Origin of the sequence: Kitasatospora sp. NPDC056783 (genome assembly GCF_042789895.1) — a bacterium.
Classification (GTDB): Bacteria; Actinomycetota; Actinomycetes; order Streptomycetales; family Streptomycetaceae; genus Kitasatospora.
Genome location: NZ_JBHUAF010000018.1, coordinates 18,280 through 39,502, shown reverse-complemented (window position 1 = coordinate 39,502; position 21,223 = coordinate 18,280). Strand labels below are relative to the sequence as shown.

At 73.5% G+C, this 21,223-nt stretch carries 21 protein-coding genes; 4 read left to right on the top strand and 17 right to left on the bottom strand.

All coding sequences use genetic code 11. The features are described from left to right. Positions 1-6 precede the first annotated feature (6 nt). Both ACFRMQ_RS05225 and ACFRMQ_RS05220 read left to right on the top strand, forming a co-directional pair. Positions 7-1,332 carry a sensor histidine kinase gene (locus tag ACFRMQ_RS05225; RefSeq protein ID WP_380727103.1) on the top strand — a complete coding sequence of 442 codons (1,326 nt, stop codon included), beginning with the start codon at positions 7-9 and terminating at the stop codon, positions 1,330-1,332. After that, entirely contained in the window at positions 1,317-1,979 is a 663-nt protein-coding gene (locus ACFRMQ_RS05220; protein ID WP_380727101.1) for a response regulator transcription factor, read from the top strand. Before ACFRMQ_RS05225 ends, ACFRMQ_RS05220 begins: the two co-directional genes overlap by 16 nt. Before the next feature lie 49 nt (positions 1,980-2,028). On the opposite strand, the gene ACFRMQ_RS05215 is transcribed toward ACFRMQ_RS05220, so the two are convergent. From ACFRMQ_RS05215 to ACFRMQ_RS05190, 6 genes are all read right to left on the bottom strand, one after another. Further along, complete coding sequence (locus tag ACFRMQ_RS05215; RefSeq protein ID WP_380727099.1) at positions 2,029-2,970, bottom strand: serine hydrolase; 942 nt, start codon at positions 2,968-2,970, stop codon at positions 2,029-2,031. Between the two features lie 153 nt (positions 2,971-3,123). After that, the gene (locus ACFRMQ_RS05210; RefSeq protein WP_380727097.1) at positions 3,124-4,080 is read right to left on the bottom strand and encodes a hypothetical protein; all 957 of its coding nucleotides are present in this window, start codon (positions 4,078-4,080) and stop codon (positions 3,124-3,126) included. Continuing rightward, positions 4,077-4,598 carry a SigE family RNA polymerase sigma factor gene (locus tag ACFRMQ_RS05205; protein WP_380727095.1) on the bottom strand — a complete coding sequence of 174 codons (522 nt, stop codon included), beginning with the start codon at positions 4,596-4,598 and terminating at the stop codon, positions 4,077-4,079. Before ACFRMQ_RS05205 ends, ACFRMQ_RS05210 begins: the two co-directional genes overlap by 4 nt. Before the next feature lie 495 nt (positions 4,599-5,093). After that, entirely contained in the window at positions 5,094-6,263 is a 1,170-nt protein-coding gene (locus ACFRMQ_RS05200) for a serine hydrolase domain-containing protein (protein WP_380727093.1), read from the bottom strand. A gap of 313 nt (positions 6,264-6,576) precedes the next feature. Then, complete coding sequence (locus tag ACFRMQ_RS05195; RefSeq protein ID WP_380727091.1) at positions 6,577-6,732, bottom strand: hypothetical protein; 156 nt, start codon at positions 6,730-6,732, stop codon at positions 6,577-6,579. A gap of 399 nt (positions 6,733-7,131) precedes the next feature. Then, positions 7,132-7,860: a MarR family transcriptional regulator gene (locus tag ACFRMQ_RS05190; protein ID WP_380727089.1), complete on the bottom strand. Its 729-nt coding sequence runs from the start codon at positions 7,858-7,860 to the stop codon at positions 7,132-7,134. Positions 7,861-8,120: 260 nt separating this feature from the next. Here ACFRMQ_RS05190 and ACFRMQ_RS05185 point away from each other — a divergent pair, with 260 nt between their 5' ends. After that, positions 8,121-9,326 carry a serine hydrolase domain-containing protein gene (locus ACFRMQ_RS05185; protein WP_380727087.1) on the top strand — a complete coding sequence of 402 codons (1,206 nt, stop codon included), beginning with the start codon at positions 8,121-8,123 and terminating at the stop codon, positions 9,324-9,326. Between the two features lie 181 nt (positions 9,327-9,507). Here the strand turns inward: ACFRMQ_RS05185 and ACFRMQ_RS05180 are convergent, their stop codons facing one another. From ACFRMQ_RS05180 to ACFRMQ_RS05170, 3 genes are all read right to left on the bottom strand, one after another. Further along, complete coding sequence (locus ACFRMQ_RS05180; protein WP_380727085.1) at positions 9,508-9,999, bottom strand: YfbM family protein; 492 nt, start codon at positions 9,997-9,999, stop codon at positions 9,508-9,510. A gap of 154 nt (positions 10,000-10,153) precedes the next feature. Then, positions 10,154-11,767, bottom strand: a complete 1,614-nt coding sequence (locus tag ACFRMQ_RS05175; protein WP_380727083.1) for a sensor histidine kinase — start codon at positions 11,765-11,767, stop codon at positions 10,154-10,156. Beyond that, a complete protein-coding gene (locus ACFRMQ_RS05170) occupies positions 11,757-12,434 on the bottom strand; it encodes a response regulator transcription factor (protein WP_380727081.1) in 678 nt (225 codons plus the stop codon). The genes ACFRMQ_RS05175 and ACFRMQ_RS05170 overlap by 11 nt, the downstream gene beginning before the upstream one ends. Before the next feature lie 128 nt (positions 12,435-12,562). On the opposite strand from ACFRMQ_RS05170, the gene ACFRMQ_RS05165 reads away from it, so the two are divergent. Next, the gene (locus tag ACFRMQ_RS05165; protein WP_380727079.1) at positions 12,563-13,954 is read left to right on the top strand and encodes a DUF2079 domain-containing protein; all 1,392 of its coding nucleotides are present in this window, start codon (positions 12,563-12,565) and stop codon (positions 13,952-13,954) included. Positions 13,955-14,103: 149 nt separating this feature from the next. On the opposite strand, the gene ACFRMQ_RS05160 is transcribed toward ACFRMQ_RS05165, so the two are convergent. From ACFRMQ_RS05160 to ACFRMQ_RS05125, 8 genes are all read right to left on the bottom strand, one after another. Beyond that, positions 14,104-15,363 (bottom strand): alpha/beta hydrolase family protein, encoded by a 1,260-nt coding sequence (locus ACFRMQ_RS05160; RefSeq protein ID WP_380727077.1) that lies wholly within the window; start codon positions 15,361-15,363, stop codon positions 14,104-14,106. A gap of 141 nt (positions 15,364-15,504) precedes the next feature. Next, complete coding sequence (locus tag ACFRMQ_RS05155; protein WP_380727075.1) at positions 15,505-16,011, bottom strand: hypothetical protein; 507 nt, start codon at positions 16,009-16,011, stop codon at positions 15,505-15,507. Beyond that, entirely contained in the window at positions 16,011-16,256 is a 246-nt protein-coding gene (locus ACFRMQ_RS05150; protein ID WP_380727073.1) for a helix-turn-helix transcriptional regulator, read from the bottom strand. The genes ACFRMQ_RS05155 and ACFRMQ_RS05150 overlap by 1 nt, the downstream gene beginning before the upstream one ends. 94 nt (positions 16,257-16,350) lie before the next feature. Further along, positions 16,351-16,977, bottom strand: coding sequence for a hypothetical protein (locus ACFRMQ_RS05145; protein ID WP_380727071.1), 627 nt, complete (start codon positions 16,975-16,977; stop codon positions 16,351-16,353). 247 nt (positions 16,978-17,224) lie between these two features. Further along, positions 17,225-17,872, bottom strand: coding sequence for an RICIN domain-containing protein (locus ACFRMQ_RS05140; RefSeq protein ID WP_380727069.1), 648 nt, complete (start codon positions 17,870-17,872; stop codon positions 17,225-17,227). A 31-nt stretch (positions 17,873-17,903) separates the two neighbouring features. Beyond that, positions 17,904-18,551: a hypothetical protein gene (locus tag ACFRMQ_RS05135; protein ID WP_380727067.1), complete on the bottom strand. Its 648-nt coding sequence runs from the start codon at positions 18,549-18,551 to the stop codon at positions 17,904-17,906. 279 nt (positions 18,552-18,830) lie between these two features. Then, the gene (locus ACFRMQ_RS05130; RefSeq protein ID WP_380727065.1) at positions 18,831-19,706 is read right to left on the bottom strand and encodes a DUF3592 domain-containing protein; all 876 of its coding nucleotides are present in this window, start codon (positions 19,704-19,706) and stop codon (positions 18,831-18,833) included. 67 nt (positions 19,707-19,773) lie between these two features. Beyond that, entirely contained in the window at positions 19,774-20,871 is a 1,098-nt protein-coding gene (locus ACFRMQ_RS05125; protein ID WP_380727063.1) for a hypothetical protein, read from the bottom strand. Between the last annotated feature and the right edge of the window lie 352 nt (positions 20,872-21,223).

The window sequence follows — 21,223 nt, the reverse complement described above, 5'->3', positions numbered from 1 at the left end:
CGACCGATGAGCGGAGCGTCGAGGGGCAACCCCATGGGGTGGGCCGGGCAGATCGGGCGCGGGCTGTACCGGTGCGTCGTGCTGACCGGGCTGACCTGTGTGATGGCCGTGGCCGCCGTGCCCGTGGGCTGGGCCGGCTCCGCCCTGGCCTACTCCTGGTCGGACGAGATGGCGGCCCCGTCGGCCGTCCGCGCGCTGGCGGTGGCCGGGGAGACGCTCCTGGTGGTGCTCTGGGTGGCCGTGGCCGTGTGGACGGTACACCCGCTGACCAGCCGGGCGCTCGCCCGCACCGCCCGCCGGTGCGCGGCGAACTGGCTGGGCCTGGACATCGAGGTGACGTACCGTACCGTCCCGCCGGTGACCCGGATGGCCACCGGCTTCTGGTGGGACGGCCACGAGTACCACAAGTCCGAGCGGGAGGCCCGCCGCCGGGCCAGGGTGCACGCCCGGTTCCACGACCCGCAGCTGCACGGGGACGGCCTGTGGGCGCTGGCGGCCACGGTCACCGTGCTGCCGGTCGCCGCGCTGCCGCTGCTGGCGCTCGGCTACGGCGGCTACATGGCGGTGACGCCCGGCCTGACCGGTTACGGCGTCGCCGTGATGGCGGCCGGTCTGGCCGGCGCCCCCTACGCGTGGCGGATCCTCGGCCCGGTCGGACGCCGGTTCCTCGGCCCGGTGCCCAGCACCCGCCTCGGCCGGCGGGTGCGGGAACTGGAGACCATCCGGGCCGATCTGACGCAGACCCAGGCCGCCGAGCTGGAACGGATCGAGCGGGGCCTGCACGACGGCGCGCAGGCCCGGCTGGTGGCGATGGGCATGTCGATGGGCGCCGCCGAGCAGCTCGTCGACACCAACCCGCAGGCCGCGAAGGCCATCCTCGCCGAGGCCCGCGCCACCTCCGTCACCGCGCTCGCCGAACTGCGCTCGCTGGTGCGCGGCATCAACCCGCCGGTACTGACCGAACGCGGCCTGGTTGATGCCCTGCGGGCACTGGCCCTGGACTCCTCGGTGAAGGTCGCCGTGCGCAGCCAGGTGCCCGCCCGGCCCGAGCGCCCGGTCGAGTCGGCGGTCTACTTCTCCGTCGCCGAACTGCTGGCGAACGCCGCCAAGCACGCGCACGCCGAACGCGTCACCGTCGAACTCCGGTACGAGGCGCGGATGCTCACTGCTACCGTGAGCGACGACGGAATCGGCGGAGCCGCCGCCTCCACGGGGTCCGGCCTGACCGGCGTCGAGCGCCGCATGGCGGCCTTCGGCGGGCGCCTGGAGATAGACAGCCCCACCGGGGGACCCACTCGTATCACCGTGGCGGTGCCGTGCGAATTGTCGTAGCCGAAGACCTCTTCCTGCTCCGGGACGGGCTGGTGCGCCTCGTCGAGGCGTACGGGCACACCGTCGTCGCGGCCGTCGGTTCCGGCCCGGACACCCTGGAGGCCCTGCTCGGCCACCGGCCGGACGTGGCGATCGTCGACGTCCGGCTGCCGCCGACCTTCTCCGACGAAGGACTCCAGGCCGCCCTGGCCGCGCGCCGGGCCGTCCCCGGCCTGCCGGTGCTGATCCTCTCCCAGCACGTCGAGCAGCTGTACGCCCGGGACCTGCTCGCGGACGGGCACGGCGGCATCGGCTACCAGCTCAAGGACCGGGTGCTGGACGCCGGGCAGTTCATGGACGCCGTCCAGCGGGTCGCCGACGGCGGCACCGCGCTCGACCCGACGGTCGTCGCGAAGCTGCTGGGCCGGCCGACACGGGCCGACCCGCTGGCCACCCTCACCGAACGGGAACGCTCGGTGCTGGCACTGATGGCCGAGGGCCTGTCCAACACGGCGATCGCGGCCAGGCTGTTCCTCTCCGAGGGCTCGATCAGCAAGTACACCACCACGATCTTCGCCAAGCTCGGCCTGACCGACGACGACGACACCAACCGGCGGGTGCGGGCCGTCCTCGCCTATCTGGGGGCCGACAGCCAGGACGAGCAGTGACGTGACCACCCACCCCCGCGGGGCCGGCGCCGCATGAGCGGGCGAGCCGTCAGGGGGTGCGCACCAGGGTCTCGACCGCGGTCGCCGCGGCCCGCTCGATGAGGGAGATGCCGCTCTCCCGGGTGGGCTGGCCGTCGGTGAGGACGACGACGAGCAGCGTGTGTCCCGCGCGTTCGACGACGCCCATGCTGTTGACGACCCACAGCTGAGGCGTCCCGCCCGGGAGCCAGCCGTTCTTGAGTACGGGCCGGTCGCCGGGCGTTCCCGCCGCGCCGACGCCCCAGTTCTGTCCGTCGGTGACGGCGCCCATGAGGGTCCGCAGGTACGACCGGGAGGTGGCGTCCAAGGGGGAGTCCTGCGTGAACACGGCCCTGAGGAGGGAGATCTGGTCCCGGGCCGTGGTCCGGGTCAGGCCCCAGGGCCCCCCTTGGCCGGCGTGCGCCGGGGTGAGTCCGAGCCGGGCGTTGGCCGCGTCCAGACCTTGACGTCTGCCTATGTCGGCCCAGAGTTGCTGCGCCGCGTCGTTGTCGCTGAAGCGGATCATGTCGGAGGCCAGCTGTCGCTGAGCGGGGCCGAGCCGGCCCCCGCGGTCCTGGGTCCGCAGCAGCAGGGCGGCCAGGATGTCGACCTTGATGATGCTCGCGGAGGTGAACGTCTCGGTGGACGAGCCGTAGGCGGCCGACCGGCCGGAGGTGAGGTCCTCGACGGCGAGCGCGTACCGGCCGTGGTGTGCCCCGAGCCCGTCGAGCGCGAGGCGCACGGCCTGCTCCGGCGTTGTCGCACCCTCGGTGGCGAGTCCTCGCCCGGGCGGCGCGCCCGGCACCGACGGGGCCGACGGGGGCGACGGGGGCGGGGTCGAGGCCGGCGGGGTCGAGGCCGGCGACGGGCCGCGAGAGGCGCCCTCGGCGAGACCCGGGGCCGGGATCAGGAGGTGGGCCGCCATGACGGCGCCCACGAACGCGGGTACGACGAAGGCTGTCCGGTGCTTCATGCGGGCACTCGCTTTCCGATGTCCGGGCACGCGGACATCGCCTGTTGACCTGTCAGGGCGTGCAGGTGTCTTCGGACGGGCCGCCGTGCGGGTCCACTCCGGTGTCGTCCGCCTCAGCGGCGGCTGGTGCGGCTCAGCGGCCGCCGGTACGGCTCACTCGCCGCAGGATGCGGAGATCTTCGCCTTCTCGTCGATCTCGACCGGGAAGTCATGGTGGCCGCCGAGGTTCATGGTCCATCCGTGGGTGAGGGTCCCGGACGAGGGGTTGTCGGCGAGCCAGAAAGGGGGCGTGGTGAAGGAGCAGGTGCCGGCGGTCGGGCCCTGGCTCCGGTCGGACCGAAGGTCTTCGGTGACGAACTGCTTCCCGAGCCTGGCCACGGCCGTCGAGTCACCGGACTTCGCGGCGGCCACCAGCCCGCCGTAGAAGCCGGAAACCGTGGGGTCGTCCCCCTTGCCGTCCGCGGCGACCGTCGTGCAGGTCAGGCCGGTCACCTTCCCCGTCGCCCCGTCGAAGTCCAGGGAAGGGGCCCGGTCGAGCCGTTCGACTCCCCGGTACAGCAGGACCCCACCCGACGCCAGCACACCGTCGGCCGAGGCACCACAGGTCACGCCCAGGGAGTCGTCGCCCCAGACCCTCCGGTACGCGGACTCGTCGGCGAACAACGCCGCCACCTCCGCCGGATCCACCTCGGAGCGGGTGGCCGGGTTCTGGTAGCGCAGGGCCGCGAGGAACAGGGCCCTCGCCGTCCGGGCCGGGGTGGCGGACGGGACCGGTTTCGAAGCCGAGGCCGTGGGCGACGCCGAGGCCGTGGGCGACGCCGAGGCCGTGGGCGACGACGGCCCGACGGGCGGGGACGAGGGAGGCACATCGGCACTCGACGCGGTCGACGCCTGGACGGGCACCACGGCGCCGCCGTGATCCGGCCGGGACACGAAGCCTGCGCCCAGGGCCACGATCACCACGGCCGCCGCCACACCCGTCCGAAGACGCCGGCGGCGCCGCCGTACCGACCCGACGATGCCGTCGACGTCGTAGCCGCGCGACGGTTCCCGCCGTGAACGCTCGAACATGGCCGCGGCCAGTTCCTCTTCGAGGTCGTAGTCCTTCACGCCACCCCTCCCGACGGTGTGTGCAGTGCCTGCGCGTCGACGGCCGACCGGAGTTTCGACAGGCCCCGGGCCACCTGGGACCGCACCGATCCGGCCGAGATGTTCATCAAGTGGCCGATCTCCGCGTCGTCGAGATCTTCGAAGTACCGCAGCACCAGGACCGTACGCATGCCGATCGGCAGGCACTGCAGCTCGCGCATCAACTCGTCGCGGATCACGAGCCCTTTGTACGGATCGACGTACGCGTCCCCGATGCCGTCGTCCAGAGGTACTTCCACACGCCCCCGCAGCTTGCGCCAGCGGTCGTTGACGAGGTTCACCAGGATCCGGCGCGCATAGGCCTCCGGCGCGTCGGTGGAACGGATCCGGCGCCAGTGCCGGCAGACCTGCTCCAACGTCGACTGCACCAGGTCATCGGCGGTATGACGCTCACCGGTGAGCAGCAACGCGGTCCTGAAGAGGACCGGCGACCGCGCGTGCACGAATGCCGTGAAAGCAGGGACGTCAGCAGTGCGCATGGCCGCCCGGCTCGTGTCTCTTGAGCATCTCCGCCTCTCCCGAAGCCCCCGTGGCTCCCCCGCCCAATCCAGACGGAGCTCCACTCGCGGCTGCTGCACGCGGTCTTCGGTCGTGACACAAGCGTTATGTACCGCGAGCGTCATGTGCCGCGACGGGCTCCCGCGCCCGCTACCCGGGGACGGCCGGAGCAGCGGCCCGGGGCCGGACGCGACCACGCCCGGTCCCGATCCAGGGACCGGGACCGGGACCGGGACCGGGACCGGGACCGGGACCGGGACCGGGACCGCTGCGGGGACTCCCCCGTCGGACGGGACGAAACACCGCCCGAAGGCCGGCCGGGGAACCGGAGCCGTGTCGGGGACGGAACCTGGGGTGCGGGGCCGTGGACGCTTTCGACCACGGCCACGAACGGGAGGCGGAGGTGCAAGCCGGGCGTGGGGGTGGTTCCGCGCGCTCGCGTGGGCGCGGCTGCCGGGCGAGCCGGCCGAGCGGGGTCAGCCGGTGCAGGTCGCGGCGTCGAGCAGCTTCTCGAAGGCCTTCCGGGTGGGCAGCGGGGTCGACAGGCCGCTGCCGTTCATCGAGACGGAGATCTGACGGCGCAGGTCGGGGCTGGTGTACAGGAAGGTGCTGAAGCCCGGGATGCCGCCCGTGTGGCCCCAGAGCTCACCGCAGTCGGTGGTGGTCCGCTCCAGGCCCAGGCCGTACCGGCCCTGGCTCTGCGGGGTGACCGTCATCATCTCGGCGAGCTGCGGCCGGGGCAGCAGCCGTCCGCCGAGCAGGGCGGTGATGAAGGTGTCGAGGTCGGCGGTGGTGGAGATCCCGGCGCCGGACGCGCCCGCCATGCTCGGGTCCAGGTCGGTGACGTCCACGCGGCCGGTGGGCAGGTCGAAGTAGCCGTGCGCGTGCGGGCCGGGGACGGCCGTCTCGTGGTCGGGCATGGACGTGCCGGTCAGGCCCAGCGGGCGGACGATCCGGCGCTCCACCTCCTGCTGCCAGGTGCGGCCGGTGGTCCGCTCGATGATCTGTCCGGCCAGGATGTAGTCGGTGTTGGAGTAGCGGTAGCCCTGGCCGGGCGGGAAGTACGCCGGGTGGTTGTTGGCCAGGGCGATCAGCTGCCACGGGGTCCAGCGGGTGTAGCGGCCGGACTCCAGCCATCGTTCGAGGGAGCCGGGCGCCGTGGGGTCGAAGGCCTGGTCCCCGGTGTAGTCGAACAGCCCGCTGGTGTGGTTGAGCAGCCGGCGCAGGGTGATGTTCGCGCCGTTCGGCACCGCGCCCGGCAGCAGCCGCTCCACCGGGTCGTCCAGGCTCAGCCTCCCCTCGGCGACCAGTTGGAGGACGACGGTGGCGACGAAGGTCTTGGTCACGCTGCCGATCCGGAACCGGCCGGTGGCCGAGGCGGGAGCGCCGGTCGCGTCGTCGGCGCTGCCCGCGGCGCCCTTCCACAGGGTGCGGCCGTACCCGCCGACCCGGGCGAGTGAGGCCGAGGCGCCACCGGAGTCGACGATGGCCCGCACCCCGGCGTCCAGGGCCCTGGGGTCGACGCCCCCGCGCGGCCCCCGGGCATCGGTCACCGTCACCACCGTGACCGGTCCCGCCGCGTCAAGGGCACCGGCCGCCGGGGCGCTCACCCCCACCAGGCCCGCGCCCGCCAGCGCGAGCGCCACCAGGCGCACGGCGGGGCGGCCACGCCGACGCCCCTCGCGACCGCGCCCGCGCCCGCGGCCACGACCGCCCGGACCCGTTGCGCCCCTGTCTTCCACCATGTCCGTCCGCCTTCCCGTGTCCATGCCCGAAGGGCGAATGCAACACCCCTGTGAATTACGGCAACTGACACACTGACAGGTGATGGCGGACCGGGTCGTCAGCCCACGGTCCAGACCGGCTCCGACCCTGGACCTACCTTCGGACGGTGGGCCGCTCCCCCTCGGGGAGGGGCCGCCCCCTAGGGGTCCGTCAGGGGCCCGTCGGCAGGGGCCGTCAGAGTTCGTCGTGGCTCCAGTCCCCGTTGTCGGCGTGGGGGACGCCCATGGTCACCCGCACGTAACGGCGCAGGGTGGAGCTGTTGGAGATGGTCCCGACATTCGCGACCTGGACCGGGGTGGCGGCTGCGGGGTTGGCCCCGTTGAGTTGCACATCGAGGCGGGACAGCCTGTCCCAGTGGGCAGGGGCGGACCCGTCGACCCCGCCGGCGGCCCACCACGGACCCGAACGGACCACCGGACGGACCGGAGGACGCGCGGCGCGGGACGTGATCCGCTATCGCTTGCCTTCTTTCAACTGGTCTGACAAAAAAGAGAGTTGATGCTCGATCCGGACTCTCACGGGAGTCGGCCCGCGAGGCCGGAGCCCGTACCCGCCAACGCGCTCCGGAACAGCGATCCTCGCCGCCGCACCTCCACAACCGTGCAGGATCCGCACAGTCGGAGACGCTGGCGGTCAAGCGGAAGACCTCGAAGAAACAGGCCGAGCCGTTCTGTGCCGTGGATCCGAGGGGACGCGGCACCGTGGCGACGCCGCCGGCGCCGCCGGCGGTCAGGACGGTGCCGGGCCGCGCTCCTCGTGCCACTGCCGGACGGACCGCACGATGTCCTGGCCGATCCGCTCCAGCAGCGCGGACGCGTCCTCCATCCGGGCGCCGGCGGGGGTGGCGGGGCCGAGCAGTTCGGCGCCGTGGCGGGTGATCCCGGCGAGCGTCGCGTTGCGTTCGGCGCTGGCCAGCAGCGCGCGGTACCAGATGTCGCCGTCGATGACGTAGCGCTCGCGGCGCTGCCGGTCGTCGCGCTCCCGGCGGACCAGCGCCTGCCCCTCCAGGTAGCCGATCGCCTTGGAGACGGCGGCCGGGCTGACCCGCAGCCGCTGCACCAGGTCACCTGAGGTGAGGCTGCCCTCGTCGGTGACGTAGAGGCAGCCGAGCACCCGGGCCACCATCCGGGGCATGCCGAGGTGCACCAGCAACTCGGCCAGCCGGTCGGCGAATTCGCCGACGGCGGCCGGATCACGATCGGCGCCGCCGGAGGCCGGGGCGGTCGGGGTGGTCGGGCGCGGGGCCGGCACGGTACGGCCGCGGCGCGAGCGTTGGGCGGTCGCGCGCTGGGCGCGCTCGGCCTGGTAGCCGGACGGGCCGCCGTTGCGGGCGATCTCGCGGGTGACGGTCGAGGTCGGCCGGCCGAGGCCGCGGGCGATCTCTCCGTATCCGAGCCCCTCGGCCAGTCCGGTGGCGATCCGGCGGCGGTCCTGCTGGGTCAGTCGGCCTCCGGGCATCCGTCCTCGTCCTCTCGTCCTCTCGGGTTCCCCGCGTGGGAGTCCCCGCGATGGATGGTCAGGAGAGTATCCGCCCGATGCCCACGCTGTTGCAATGGATACGCGAGGGTGTTGCATTCATTGGCAATTCCATTGCAAGGAAATGCCCCAACTGACCTGCATTGATGTGGAGCCGGCCAGGGAGTTGATGTTGACGGCTTCGTGAATTCACGGGAGCGTTCTCTCCGTCAACGGGTCACACCGCCGAGGGGGAACACATCATGAGGACCACCACCCGCGCCGCCGTCACCGCCCTGCTCGCCGGGGCCGTGCTCGCGACCACCGTCACCACCGCCGCACCGGTGTTCGCCGACCAGCACGCCGGGCGGGCCGGGCAACGGGAGGGCCACCCGGGCGTGCAGGCCGTGCTCGACCGGGGTGTGACGGCCGGTGGACTGCCCGGCGCCGTCGCCGAGGTGCGGGACGGACGCCACCGGTGGTTCGGCGACGCGGGCGTCGCCGACATCACCACCGGACGGCCCCGCCGGGAGCAGGACCGCTTCCGGATCGGCAGCACCACCAAGACCTTCGTCGCCACCGTCGTGCTCCAGCTCGCCGCCGAAAACCGGCTGAGCCTGGACGACAGCGTGGCGCACTGGCTGCCCGGTGTCCTCGACGCCCCCGGCTACCAGCCCGACCGGATCACCGTCCGGCAGCTGCTCAACCACACCAGCGGGGTCCCCAACTTCGCCATGGACGACGAGATCGGGAAGGAGTTCCGGCACGAGCCCTTCCTGCGGCACCGCTTCGACGAGTTCACCCCCGAGCGGCTCGTCGCCATCGCCCGCGCCCACCGGCCCGACTTCTCCCCCGGCACCGGCTGGACGTACTCCGACACCAACTACGTCCTCGCCGGGATGATCGTCGAACGGGCCTCCGGCAGCGCCCTGGCCCAGCAGATCCGGCAGCGCGTCACGGCCCCGCTCGGCCTCACCGACACCTACGAGCCCGCCTCCGACGACGTCACCATCCACGGACCCCACGGGCGGGAGTACTCCCACCTCGGATACACCGACCCGAACACCACGGACCACGACGTGACCGAACTGAGCCCGTCCTGGGGCTGGGCGTCCGGCGACATGATCTCCACCACCGGCGACCTCGACACCTTCTTCGCCGCCCTGCTGGGCGGACGGCTGCTGCCGCCGGCCCAGCAGCGGGAGATGTTCACGATGGTCCGGACGCCGGCGGACAAGTGGATCAAGGACACCGCCTACGGCCTGGGCGTCAGCTCCGTCGACCTGCCCTGCACCACCGTCTGGGGCATGGGCGGCGCCATCAACGGCTCGTGGACCTACACCTACGGCAGCCGGGACGGCCGCCACCTGCTCTCCACCAACGTCAACGGGGACTGGCTGAACGGCGGCAGCGGGCCGATCGACCTGTTCACCGCCGAGCTGAACGCGGAGTTCTGCCCGGGCTCCTGACCGGGACGGCCGCTGAAAGCCTCTCGGGTTCCGGCCTCACCCACCCCGGGACGAGGCCGGACCGCCAGGTGTGCGGGGGCCGGGCCTGTCGGCCGGCCGCGCGGCGTCGGGAACCGGTGTCGCCATCGGATGCTCCGGCCCGCGGCGCGCACACGCCGTAACGGGCCCGAGTGCCCGCCCGCTACTGGTCGACGGTGAAGACCACCGCCAGGCCCTCCTCGGCCGCCATCCCGTAGAACTCCCGCAGGTCGGGGAAGAACGCCTGCGTGTAGTCGAGGTCCTGTTCGCCACACTCGCCGTCGTAGTCCTCGAACTCCAGCTCCGCGTACCGCCGACGCAGCCATGCCCCGTCCAGCGGGGCGAGTGCCTCGGCCACCGCCCGGACCTGTTCCGGGTCCAGGTGGCAGACCACGTAGTCGTCGCCCTCGTGCAGCGGCCGCCCACCGAGGATCGCGTGCGACAGCGGGAAGTGCCCGTTGTCGTACTGCAACCGGCCGTCCGTCAGGCACCGGTGCAGTGCGTCCCACGCCTTGTCCAGCTCACACACCCGTGGCAGGTCCCAGGCCTCCTCGATCTCCGCCACCACCTCCCGCACCCGCTCGTCTTCCCCGCCCGCCAGCAACCTCGCCGACTGCTCCGGCGTCAACGCGAACAGCACTCCCAAGCACGCCATCACGGCACCCCCTCTCCGCTCCGCATCCAACCCCATGCCACCGACAGTCGTCGGCCACCGGGGGAGGGCGCGGGCCGACCCGGGCAACGGCCGGCCGATGGCGATGTGCGGGGCCTGCCGGAGCAGGCGCCACGGGCGGCTGCGTCAGCCCTCGTCATCCGGCTCGGCACGTGATCGACCGGACACGCCCCGGCGGGGTGCCGTCCCCGGCGCCCGGGGCGAGGGGGAGGCGGACCACCGCGCGGGCGCCCGGGCCGGGCGGCGGCGGGTCGGTGAAGGCGGCGGTGCCGCCCGCGCCGCGGGCGATCGAGCGGACCAGGGCGAGCCCCAGTCCGGCGCCGCCGGCGTCACGGGAGCGGGCGTCGTCCAGCCGGACGAACCGCTCGAAGACCCGCTCCCGGTCCTGCGGCGGGATGCCGGGACCGTCGTCCGTGACGGTCAGCACGGCGTGCCCGTCCTCGACGGTCACCGAGACGGCGACGGTGGTGCGGGCGTGCCGGTCCGCGTTGTCGAGCAGGTTGCGCACCAGCCGGCCGAGCCGTACCTCGCCGCCCCGGACGAGTGCCGGATCCAGCGCGACGGCGGTGAACGCCGGCCCGCCGCCGCCGGTGTGGGCGCGTTCGGCGACCTGCTCGCCGACCAGGTCGCAGAGGTCGACGGGTTCGGCCGCGCCCGGCCCGTCCCGTTCGTCGGTGGCGGCGAGCAGCAGCAGGTCGGCGGTGAGGAGTTGCAGGCGCTCGGTGTCGGTGAGCGCGCCGCGGACGACCTCCGGCCAGTCCACGTCCGCCGGGTGTGCCAGCGGCACCTCCAGTGAGCTGCGCAGGGCCGCGAGCGGGCTGCGCAGCTCGTGCGAGGCGTCGGAGACCAGGCGGCGCTGCTCGTCGATGGCGCGTTCCAGCCGGCCGAGGGTGGTGTTGGTGGTCTCGGCGAGCCGGGCGATGCCGTCCCGGGAGGGCGGCACCGGGACGCGCTCGTGGAAGGCACCGGCGCCGATGCGGGCCATGCGGCGGCGGATGGCCTCGACCGGCCGCAGGGCGAGGCCGGTGACCAGCCAGGCGATCAGGGCGGTGAAGAGGGTGGCCGCCGGGAGGACGGAGCGCAGCAGGATGCCGGTGATCCGCTCCTCGGCCTCGTCGGCGGCGGTGGGGTCGACCAGGAGGTAGACGGTGACGCGCTGTTCCGGCAGGCCCTCGATGCCGGTGTACTGCCGCAGCGCCTCGGAGGAGGCCGGGTCGGTGACCTGCCTGATCATGGTGACGTCGCGGCCGGTGAGGGAGGGGCCGTTCTCGGGCGAGTGCGGCAGCCGGGTGTGGTCGGGGAGGCGGACGCGGACCTCGTCGGTGTGGCCCGGAGTGACGTCCTGGGGGAAGGGCGGCATCGCGGCGAAGGGTGCGCGCGGCAGGCCGGCGTACTCGTCCAGCAGCAAGGGGGGCCGGATCCAGTTCCCGTCCCGGTACACGAAGTGGCCCTGGTCGGTCGAGCGGGCCGGAGGGACGAGGCGGCCGTCGGCCAGCACCAGCAGGAAGGGCTCCCGCAGTGAGGAGTCCCAGATCTGCGTGCCGGTGGGGATGTCGTGGGTGACGAGCCCGATGCTGTCCCGGGCCTGCTTCTCGGTGATCGACATCCACTGGTCGTGGACCGCGCCGCCGACCCAGAAGGCGGCCGCCCAGAAGGTGAGGGCCGAGGCGAGGGCCGCGCCGAGGGCGGCCCGAAGGCCGACGGAGGCGCGGTGCCAGGGACGCAGCAGGCGGGGGCCGTCAGGGCGCATCGGGCACCAGCCGGTAGCCGGCGCCGCGCACCGTCTCGATCCGGCAGCCCGCGCCGGGGACGTCCAGCTTCCGCCGCAGGGCCGCGATGTACACCTCGACGATGTTCACGTCGCCGCGGAACGCGCTGTCCCAGACGGTGTCCAGGATGCCGCTCTTGGAGATCACCTCGCCCGGGTTCCCGGCCAGGCACTCCAGGACGGCGAACTCCTTGGCGGTGAGCCGCACCTGCCGCTCGGCGACGGTGCAGCGACGGGCCGCCGGGTCGATCCGCAGCGCGCCGACGGCGAGCACCGGAGGGCGGGCGGTGGCGCCGCGGCGCAGCAGGGCGCGCAGCCGGGCGGTGAGGACCGGGTAGGAGAACGGCTTGCTGAGGAAGTCGTCGGCGCCGCAGTCGAGCGCCTCGACCTCGTCGTACTCGCCGTTCTTCGCGGTGAGCATCAGTATCGGTACGGAATGGCCGGCCAGCCGCAGTTCTCGGCAGACCTTGAAGCCGTTCAGGCCGGGCAGCATCAGATCGAGCACGATCGCCGAATACGGCTCGTGCAGGGCGAGTTCGAGCCCCTGGAGCCCGTCGGGGGCCAGGTCGACCGCGTGGCCCTCGGCCGCCAGGCCCTGCCTCAGCGACTGCGCGAGTCGCTCCTCGTCCTCGACGATCAATAGCCGCATGCCGCCTACCCTAGGCGAATTCTTTTTCCGCGCAACGGCGTTGACCGGCTTGCCCGGGATATCCGGGCTGAAGATTCCTTCAGGTTTCCTCAGTTTCCCTTCAGCGGCCCATTCCTAGCGTCCGGGGCATGGAATTCCGACGTGTGCTGCCGTGGGCGGTGGCCGCCCTGTTCGCCCCGCTGTACGCGGCCGTTTCGCTGACCCGCCACGCCCGGCTGGAGAGCGCGGGTTTCGATCTGGGCATCTTCGAGGAGGCGGTGCGCGGCTACGCCCGGCTCGGGGCGCCGGTGGTCGCGCTGAAGGGCGAGGGCTACAACCTCCTCGGCGACCACTTCAGCCCGGTGCTGGCGGTGCTGGCGCCGGTGTACCGGCTGTGGCCGGGGGCCGGGACGCTGCTGGTGGCGCAGGCGGTGCTGCTGGCGCTGTCGGCGGTGCCGGTGACCGCGTTCGCGGTTCGGACGCTGGGCCGGGTCCGGTACGGCGCGGCGGCCGGGGTGGCGTACGGGCTGTCGGCGGGCCTGCAGAGCGCTGCGGCGTTCGACTTCCACGAGGTGGCCTTCGCGGTGCCGCCGGCGGCGGCCGCGGTGGTGGCCCTGGCCCGGGGGAGGTACGGCGCGGCGGTCGGGTGGGCGCTGCCGCTGCTGCTGGTGAAGGAGGACCAGGCGCTGCTGGTGGCGGCGGTGGGCGGGTACGTGTGGTGGCGCGGCCGGCGCGGGCTGGGGGTGGTCACGGTGCTGGTGGCGGTGGCGGCCGGGCTGCTGGTGACGCTGGTGGTGATCCCGGCGTTCAACCCGGGCGGCGAGTACTCCTACGCGCACATGGGGACGTCCGACGGGGCGAGCCCGCCGGCCCTGCTGCTGCCCGGGGTGAAGGCGCGGACCGTGCTGGTGCTGCTGGCGCCGACGCTGCTGCTCGCGCTGCGTTCGCCGCTGGTGCTGCTGCCCGGGGTGCTGCTGGCGGCGCGGTTCTGGGCGGACAACCCGGCGTTCTGGCGGACCGGGCAGCACTACGACGCCGTGCTGGCGCCGCTGTTGTTCGTGGCGGGCCTGCACGGGCTGGGACGGCTGCGGCCCCGGGCCGGGAGGGCGGCGGCGAGGGCGGCGGTCGCCGGGATGCTCGTGGTCACGGTGCTCATGACGGCGACCGGGCCGGTGGCGGGGCTGCTGACGGACCTGTCGTCAGGCGACGCCCAACGCGCTGACGGCCGGGCCGCGCAGGTGCGCCGGGTGCTGGCGGCGGTACCGGACGGCGCCCGGGTGGCCGCCGCCAACCGGCTGGCCCCGCAGCTGACCGCCCGGTACACGGTGTCCCTGTTCCCGTACCTGACGCCGCCGGGCACCGACGGCGGCTGGCAGCGGCCGGCCGCGGACTGGGTGGCGGTGCTGGACGAGCCGGACGCCTTCCCGGTCCCGCCGCGGGAACAGCTGCGCACGCTGGCCGAGTTGTCGGCGTCCGGGTACCGGCCGGTCGCGGCCGGGGCCGGGGTCACGGTCTACCACCTGCGTGCCGACGGCCGGTAGCCCGGGGCGGGGCACACCGGCCACCGACCGCCGGCCGCCGGCGACGTCCCGGAGCACGATCGTCAGCGGATCCCTTGCCCTCGTCGACCGAGGGGAACCGGGCAGTGGGCGGCCACACCGGTCCGCGAGCGGGCACAGGCCGACGGTTCTCACGGCAGTCGGCCGAACCAGCGCACGATGGCCGCCGCGCCGGCGACGTTGGAGCCGAGGTGCCTGGACCCGGCGAAGTCCGGGGTGCCGAGGTCGACGACCGCCGCGCTCACTCCGTGCGACCGCAGCATGGCCTCGCAACGGCCGGTGTTGGCGTTGGCCGCCTGCTCGTCCCCGCCGGCCATGTACAGGCGGACCGGGACGCCTGGTGCCCAGTCGCACGTGCTGTCGGCGACCCGGAGTGCCTTGGCCAGGCGGCCGGTCGGGTGGCGCAGCATCTCGAAGCCGTGTGGGGTGAGCAGTGCGTCGATGGTGTCGGGCGTGCCCGCGAAGAGTTGCGGGCCGGTGTGCGAACCGTCGAACAGTGCCTCGATCGTGCTGTCGTACGGTGCCTGGAAGACCTCGCCCGGGGAGTCGTACAGATGGTGCAGCCGGTTCCACGCGACCAGGAGGTAGGCCGAGTACAGCACGCTCGACTTCGGTTCGAGGGAGCCGCCGAGCAAGGCCGGCAGCTCGGCGTGCCGGAAGTCGTAGCCGCCGCTGACCGGTGCGACGGCCCGGAGCCGGAACCACCGGTCGTCACCGGCTTGGAGTGTCCGGGCGAGTCCCATCGCCGCCGAGGCGCCCTGGGAGAACCCGGTGACCAGTACGTCGTGGCCCAGCGCGCGGCCCGTGCTCGGAACGAAGGCACGGGCCGCCCGGAGCATGTCCAGGGAGGCGGTCGTCTCCGACGGCACGTCCATCCAGGGGTGGGGTCCCGGGCCGGCGCCCAGACCGAGGTAGTCCGGGGCGACGGCGGCGAACCCGGCGGAGGCGTACGTGAGGGCGGGCGAGGACACGAACCCCGCCTTGACCATGGAGGAGGGCGCGTCGGCGCGGTAGCTGGTCGTGCCGTGGGTGAAGGACACCGTCCGCAGCTCGTGTTCGCCGCCCCGGGGCAGCACCAGCAGTCCGCTGGCGGTGGTCGGCCGGCCGCCGGGGTCCACGGTCCGGTACACCAGTCGGTAGGTGTCCACTCCGAACCGGACGGTGCTCGCGTCGTACGTGGCGGCGGCCAGTGCCGCGGCGACGTCCTCCTTCGTGGCCAGGGTGGTCGTCCGGTGAGCGGAGACCAGCCGTCCACGATCGCTCGGGGGCGCCGTGTCCGCCGACGCGGCCCCCGTCGTCACGGTCGCGGCGGCCAGGACGGCCAGGGCTGCCCCGGCGTTCAGCCGACGAAGCGCGGACCGTAATCCGCCTGCCTGGTGTGTGGGTTTCATGGCACCGACGCTACGGACGGTCACCCTCGTGCCACATTCCGGCCAGCAGGCGTATCCGTCCTGTGGCTATCCCTACCGCGACCCCGGATGCGAGCAAGAGGGGGCGGACGAAGGCCGGTTGACCGTCGGGGGCGGCCGGCCTCAGGATTCGTCGTCGACCAGTTCGTCCCGCACCCGCAGCCCCGCCACCCACAGCGGCATCATCCAGTGCGCGGCGAGCACACCGATGAGGACGGGGGTCACGGCCGCCCGCACAGGCGCGTCCGCCAGGAGGCCGTAGCCGCCGGCGCCGAGCACCGCGGCCACGAGCAGCCCCAGAGTGACGCGGTGCGCCACAGCGCGCACCCGGTCGCGTTCGGCCAGCTGACGCTCGTCGAGCATCCGGCCCCGCAGTTCGAGGAGGCCACGCGTGGAGCCGTTGAGCAGCCCGGTGAGCAGGACCCACGGGAACATCACCGCGGCGACCACGGCTGCCGGGCCCAGTCCCGACCCGAAGACCATGCCGATCCAGGCGCCGACCCCCGCGACGGTGAGGGCGACGTGCGCGCCCACCAGCAGCCGGCGCCGGGGCACGGTGGCGTAGGCCGCGGCCGCCCGGCGGTCGTTCATCACGGCGTACATCCGCCGGTCGTAGCGCGTCGCGGTCATCACTGCTTCCTCCCGTAGACCTCGTCGGTGAGCGGCTGGATCGGCTCCAGGGAGAACAGCGCCTCCACCGGCAGCTCGAAGAACCGGGCCACTTTCAGGGCCAGGTCGAGGCTGGGGTTGTACTGGCCGCGCTCGATGTAGCCGATGGTCTGGTAGTGGACACCCACGGCCTCCGCCAGTGCCTGCCGCGACACCTTCCGCTCCGCTCTGACAACGGCCAGCCTGTTGTACACCTGCTCGCTCATGTATAAGAAGTACTACATTCGAGCGCAGGAGCACAACAGCCAGGGACACACCCGGCCGCCCACGGGCATGCCGGCCCAGCCCCGCGCCAGGGCCTCACCGACCGCCGTCGCGCAACAGGAGCAGGTCGCGGCCGCGGGCGAGGGCGCCGTCGGCCCACGGCTGAAGGCACTCCTCCAGCAACCGGATAGCCTCCTCCAGGTCGTCCTCGTCCCAGCCGCCCCCGCCCGGGAAGTCCTCCGCCCGGTCGGCGTCGAAGAGCAGCAACTCATCACAGACCGAGGCGAGTTCGGCCTTCGTGACGAGCACCGGGAAGGGCCACGGCCACGGCCCACGGGACGCCTCGCGCCACGGGAACGCCCAGCCGCGCCCCCACCGGCCGGCCAGGGCGGGCAGGCCCCAGGCCCGCAGCGGCCCGTCGAGGCCGTCCCAGCCGCGCCCCGGCAGCACCGCCGCCCCCAGCCGCTCGCCCACGAGCGGGGCGACCAGCTCCAGCAACCGCGTGTACCGCGAGGGCCGGGAGGCGTCCACGCGCCCGTCGACGAGCTCGCGAAGCACGGGCTCCACCGCCGCCGCGTCGGCGCACCGCGGCAGTTCCTCCCTCCGGCCCGGTTCCCCGATCCGCGCCAGCGCCCGCCGTACGAACTTCTCGTCCCCGCAGCCCGCCAGTGCGAGCAGGGCGTCGCCGTCGACCGCGAACGCCGAAAGATACTGTTCCGCCACAACTTCCAGTGTGACACCCACTCCTGACACTTCGTCCGGCAGCCCGCCCGGCCCCTCGTCCGCGCCCCGGGGCCCGACCCCGGGGGCGGTGCCGGTACGCCCGGAGGAGCGCGAGCGGGAGACCGCCGCGCGGGCCGAAGAGGCTTCGGCGCTTCGCCCCGGCACCACCCCGGAGGCCGCTACGGCGAGGGTGGTGCCGGGAGCGTGCGGCGGAGCCGCCCGGGTTGACGCGGGCTGTCGCCGTCGGTCAGATCCCCTGGAGGGAGAAGGCGGTGGCGCGGTTCAGGTACTGGCTGACGTGCGAGCCGTTCCCCGCGAACGGGCCCTGGATCGCCATCCACATGCCGCTGTGCAGCACCTGGAACATCACCTTGTCGGATCCCGGGTCGCGCGAGATCCAGAACTTCTGGTTCTGTCCGAGGGAGCGCTCGCAGTCGAAGACGGAGAACCAGTAGCCCTCCTGCTGGTAGCTGCCCCAGAGGGTGACGCAATCGCCGCCCACCTTGGACTTCAGGATGTAGTCGGCGGTCTCCAACGGGCCGGGCCAGTGGCAGACCTCCCACTGCTGGGTGTCCGCGCCCCTCCACGGCCGTTGGAGCACCGCCTTGTTGTCGGACGCGACGTCGTACTCCAGGACCATGCCCGCGGTGGGCGTGTTGATCCGGAAGTACCCGTCGCAGATCCAGCCCTTCCAGTCGTGACCGGAGAGGGCCCGGGGCGCTCCGACCGGACCGGCTCCGGTCCCGGCCCCGGTGTCCGCCACCGCCGGCGCCGCGAGCAGGACCACTGCGGCGACGGTGGCGACGGCCGTCCGAACGGCCCGGGCCACCGCACGGGCGGCGCCCGCCGAACGCGCGGCGGGTCGGCGGACGGGGTGCGCCGTGTTGCTGGTCATGCCGTTCTCCTCGGTGTGTTCCATGGCCCGGTCAGCAGCTCAGTCGTATCTGGACAGCCCGCCGCAATGTGCCGGCGGGCTCCTGCGTCGTGCACGAGACAGTGCCGATCTCCGGGGGCTCGAACGTGGTGAAGGTGCCGACACCGCCGCTGAGCGCGTTGATCCACACGCCGGTGGTCGGGCTGGTCTCGGCGCAGAGGTACTTGACCCACTCGCCCTGCACCTTGCGGGTGCCCCGGTAGACGCCGTACTTACCGGGCTTGTTGAAGTTCCACGTCGTGGTGATCTGGGAGGTCTTGGTGCTCGACGTGGTCTTCATGACGGAGAAGCCGACCTTGGCCTCCACCTTGACGAACAAGGGGGAGATGCTCGCGCCGACCTCGGTGCTGTTGTTGACGGTGGTGGTCACCGAGTCCGTGTTGGTCAGCGAATCGGTGCGCTGGCCGGTCGTCCCGTCGGCGATGTACAGGGACAGGTAGTCGGTGATGACCGGGTCGACCCGGTAGGACATGATGTCCACCCACGTCGGCTCGACGCTGGGATCACAGGTGGTCGTCGGGGGCTTGGGAAGCGGGGTCGCCCGGGCCGTCCCGGCGCCGAGCACGCCGAACGAGACGAGGGCGGAGAGCGCTACGGCGACGGGCGTCACGGCACGTCGGCGGTAAGCGAGGCGGATCACTGCGGACTCCTGGGGCCGAAGGGGGAGCGTGCGGGGTCTGGCGCATCCACGTCACCGAGGTCCGAGAGCGGGGCACCGTGGAGCACGGGCGGGCCCGGCGGCCGCCGTGATGGCGGCCACCGGAATGACAGGTCTCTGACAGGTACGACGCCGAGGGTGCTCCGGCGTTCCCGCCGAGGAGATCCTTCCGTCGCCTGGCGTGCGTCACCATCCCAGGTTCCTGGGAGGGTGACGCTCCTTCGACGAGCCCGCGGGCTCGGTCCCCCAGCCGATCCTTCCTCAGAGCGGGAGCCGGAGCAGGGCCGCGCCCGTGAGCGCCGCCGCCGCGGTGAGGACGAGGACCGCGACCGTGCAGCCGGCGTTCTCCCGTCCGGACTTCCGCGCGGCGTCGATATCCGGCGTGAACACGGCGGGATCCGCGGGCGAGTAGTGGATCGTGAGCTCCTGGCCGCGCGCGACGGCGGAGTCAGGCAGCCCCGGCGGGTAGTAGGCGGTGACGTCCACGCCCTGGTGGGTGGTGAAGGCGACGACGGGCGTCCGGCTGGTCCGGAGGTCGTCGTCCGCGTCGAGCGAGACGGTCGTGAGGACGGCGACGACCCGGCCCGCCACGGGCCGCACGGCGGTGAGCGCTGCGAGCCGCTTCCGGCCGAGGTCCCGCTCCCCCGGCAGGGCGAACGCGGCGGCGACGGCGATCGGCCCGCCCACCGCGACCAGGGCCCACGGCCAGCCCCAGTGGATCGAGGCGAGGACCACCAGCCCGGCGTAGACCATGGACAGCGCGCTGTTGGGCAGGGCGAGTCCCCGCCGGCCCGCCTGGAGGTCGTCGGTGAACCGGAACGCGTGCGCCCGCCCGGGCGGGTAGCGCACCCCGATCTCCCGGCCCACCCAGGCCGCGGTGATCCGGTCGCCGCAGTCGCCGTCGTTGGTGACGGTGAACTCCTCGCCGGTGGACGGGTCCCGGAAGCCGACGACCACGTCTATGCCGTCCGCCGCGGAACCGCCGTCCCGGGGCCGGCGCACCCGTTCGATCCGTCCCGTCGTCCGGACCGTCCGCTGTGCCGCGCTCGCGCCGGCCAACGACCGGCCGTACCCGGCCAGCGCGAGGAAGCCGAACACCCCGCACCACAGCGCCAGGACCCCGTCCCACACACCCATCCGCCGCCCGCTCTCTGTCCGTGGTCCATGCCCGGTTGCCCGGTTGCCCGTGGCCGGTGGTCAGTGGTCAGTGCGGCGAGGTGCGCCGCAGTTCCTTGCCGTGGTCGTCCGTCTCCAGCACGGCGGTGCCCTCGGGCCCGGTCACACTGATCGCGATGGTGACGGTCCTGGTGAGCCGTGTGACGGTGATGCCCCAGGTCTGCGGGGTGCGCACGCCGAGGGTGGTCCCGGCCTCCTCGACCAGGGCGGGGAGCCGTTCGAAGGGCAGCGCCGTCGCGTCGAACCCGTGGTCCGCCGTGTCGGCGGTGGCGTACGCCACCGTCAGCATCCCCTCCCGCACGTGCAGGACGGTCACCGGGCCTGCCTCGCCGTCCTTCGTCAACGAGGCGACGCCGCGCCGCAGTTCGTCGCCCTGGAGGAAGGACCTGCCGGGGCTGAGCAGGATGGTGCCGGACCCGTTGGTCACCACCGTGGCCGACCCCGAGGAGGTCGACCACGTGGTGGGCGACGGCGTCGGGCGCGGCGGGCGGGCGGCCTGCGGCGCGAACAGGTCCGCGCGGAACGCGAGGACGACGGCCGTGGCGGCGAGCAGCAGGCCGAGGACGCCGAGGAGCCCGGCGCCGGCGCCCCTGGGGGGCTCGGTCACGTCGGCGGCGCCGGGCACGGAGTCGATCCGCGCGCCGAGGGCCCGTTCCTCCCACACCGGGGTGGGCCGCTTCACGATCCGTACCCGCCACGGCCGCTCCGGCGGGTACCGGACGACCAGGACGCCGCCCGGGCGGTAGTCGGGGAGGTCGACGACGTTGATGTCCTGGGTGAACGCGACCCTGAACGCGGGCTGTCCGTCCGGCACGACGGTGAGCTCGAAGCGCACCGGCACGTCGCTCGTCGGGACCTGGTCGGGGTGCAGGGCCTCGACCAGCGCGAGTGCCGTCCGCGGGGCGTCGGCCTCCTCCCGGGCCCGTCGCCGCCGGGCGGCGAACAGGAGCAGCAGGCCGTGGGCGCAGGGCGCGATCAGGGCGGCGACGATCAGCGGCCGGTCGGCGAGGGCGATGCCGACGACCAGTGCGGCGAGCGATCCTCCCAGCACGGCGCCCGTGAGGAATCCGCGGGCGAGGGCGACCGGCGGGTTGCGCCTGGGCGGCGCACCGGTGGTGATCGTCATACCGGTGATTGTGCCGGGTCGAGGTGGCGGCCGACAGGCCGAACGCCGACTTGCCGGTGCCGTTCCGGTGGAACACCTGATGCCGCCGGGGTGGCCGCGCCGTGAAGCGAACCGCGCTGTGGTTCCGGCGAGTTGGGAGGCCGGTCGCAGACGGCGGTGGGCCGGGGCCGAGCGCGCTCCCGCTCGGTTCGCGTCGGTCGGCCGGGCACGGCTGTGGGAGGGCTCGGGCAAGGCGCGGACAGGGCGCGGCGAGGCCGCCCCCGGCGTCCGGCGGGCCTCGGTGCGCGCCGCCTTCGTGGGCGGGCGAAGGCCCGGCCCGGCGAGGAGAATGGGGTGGTGGTGAACGCCCTGG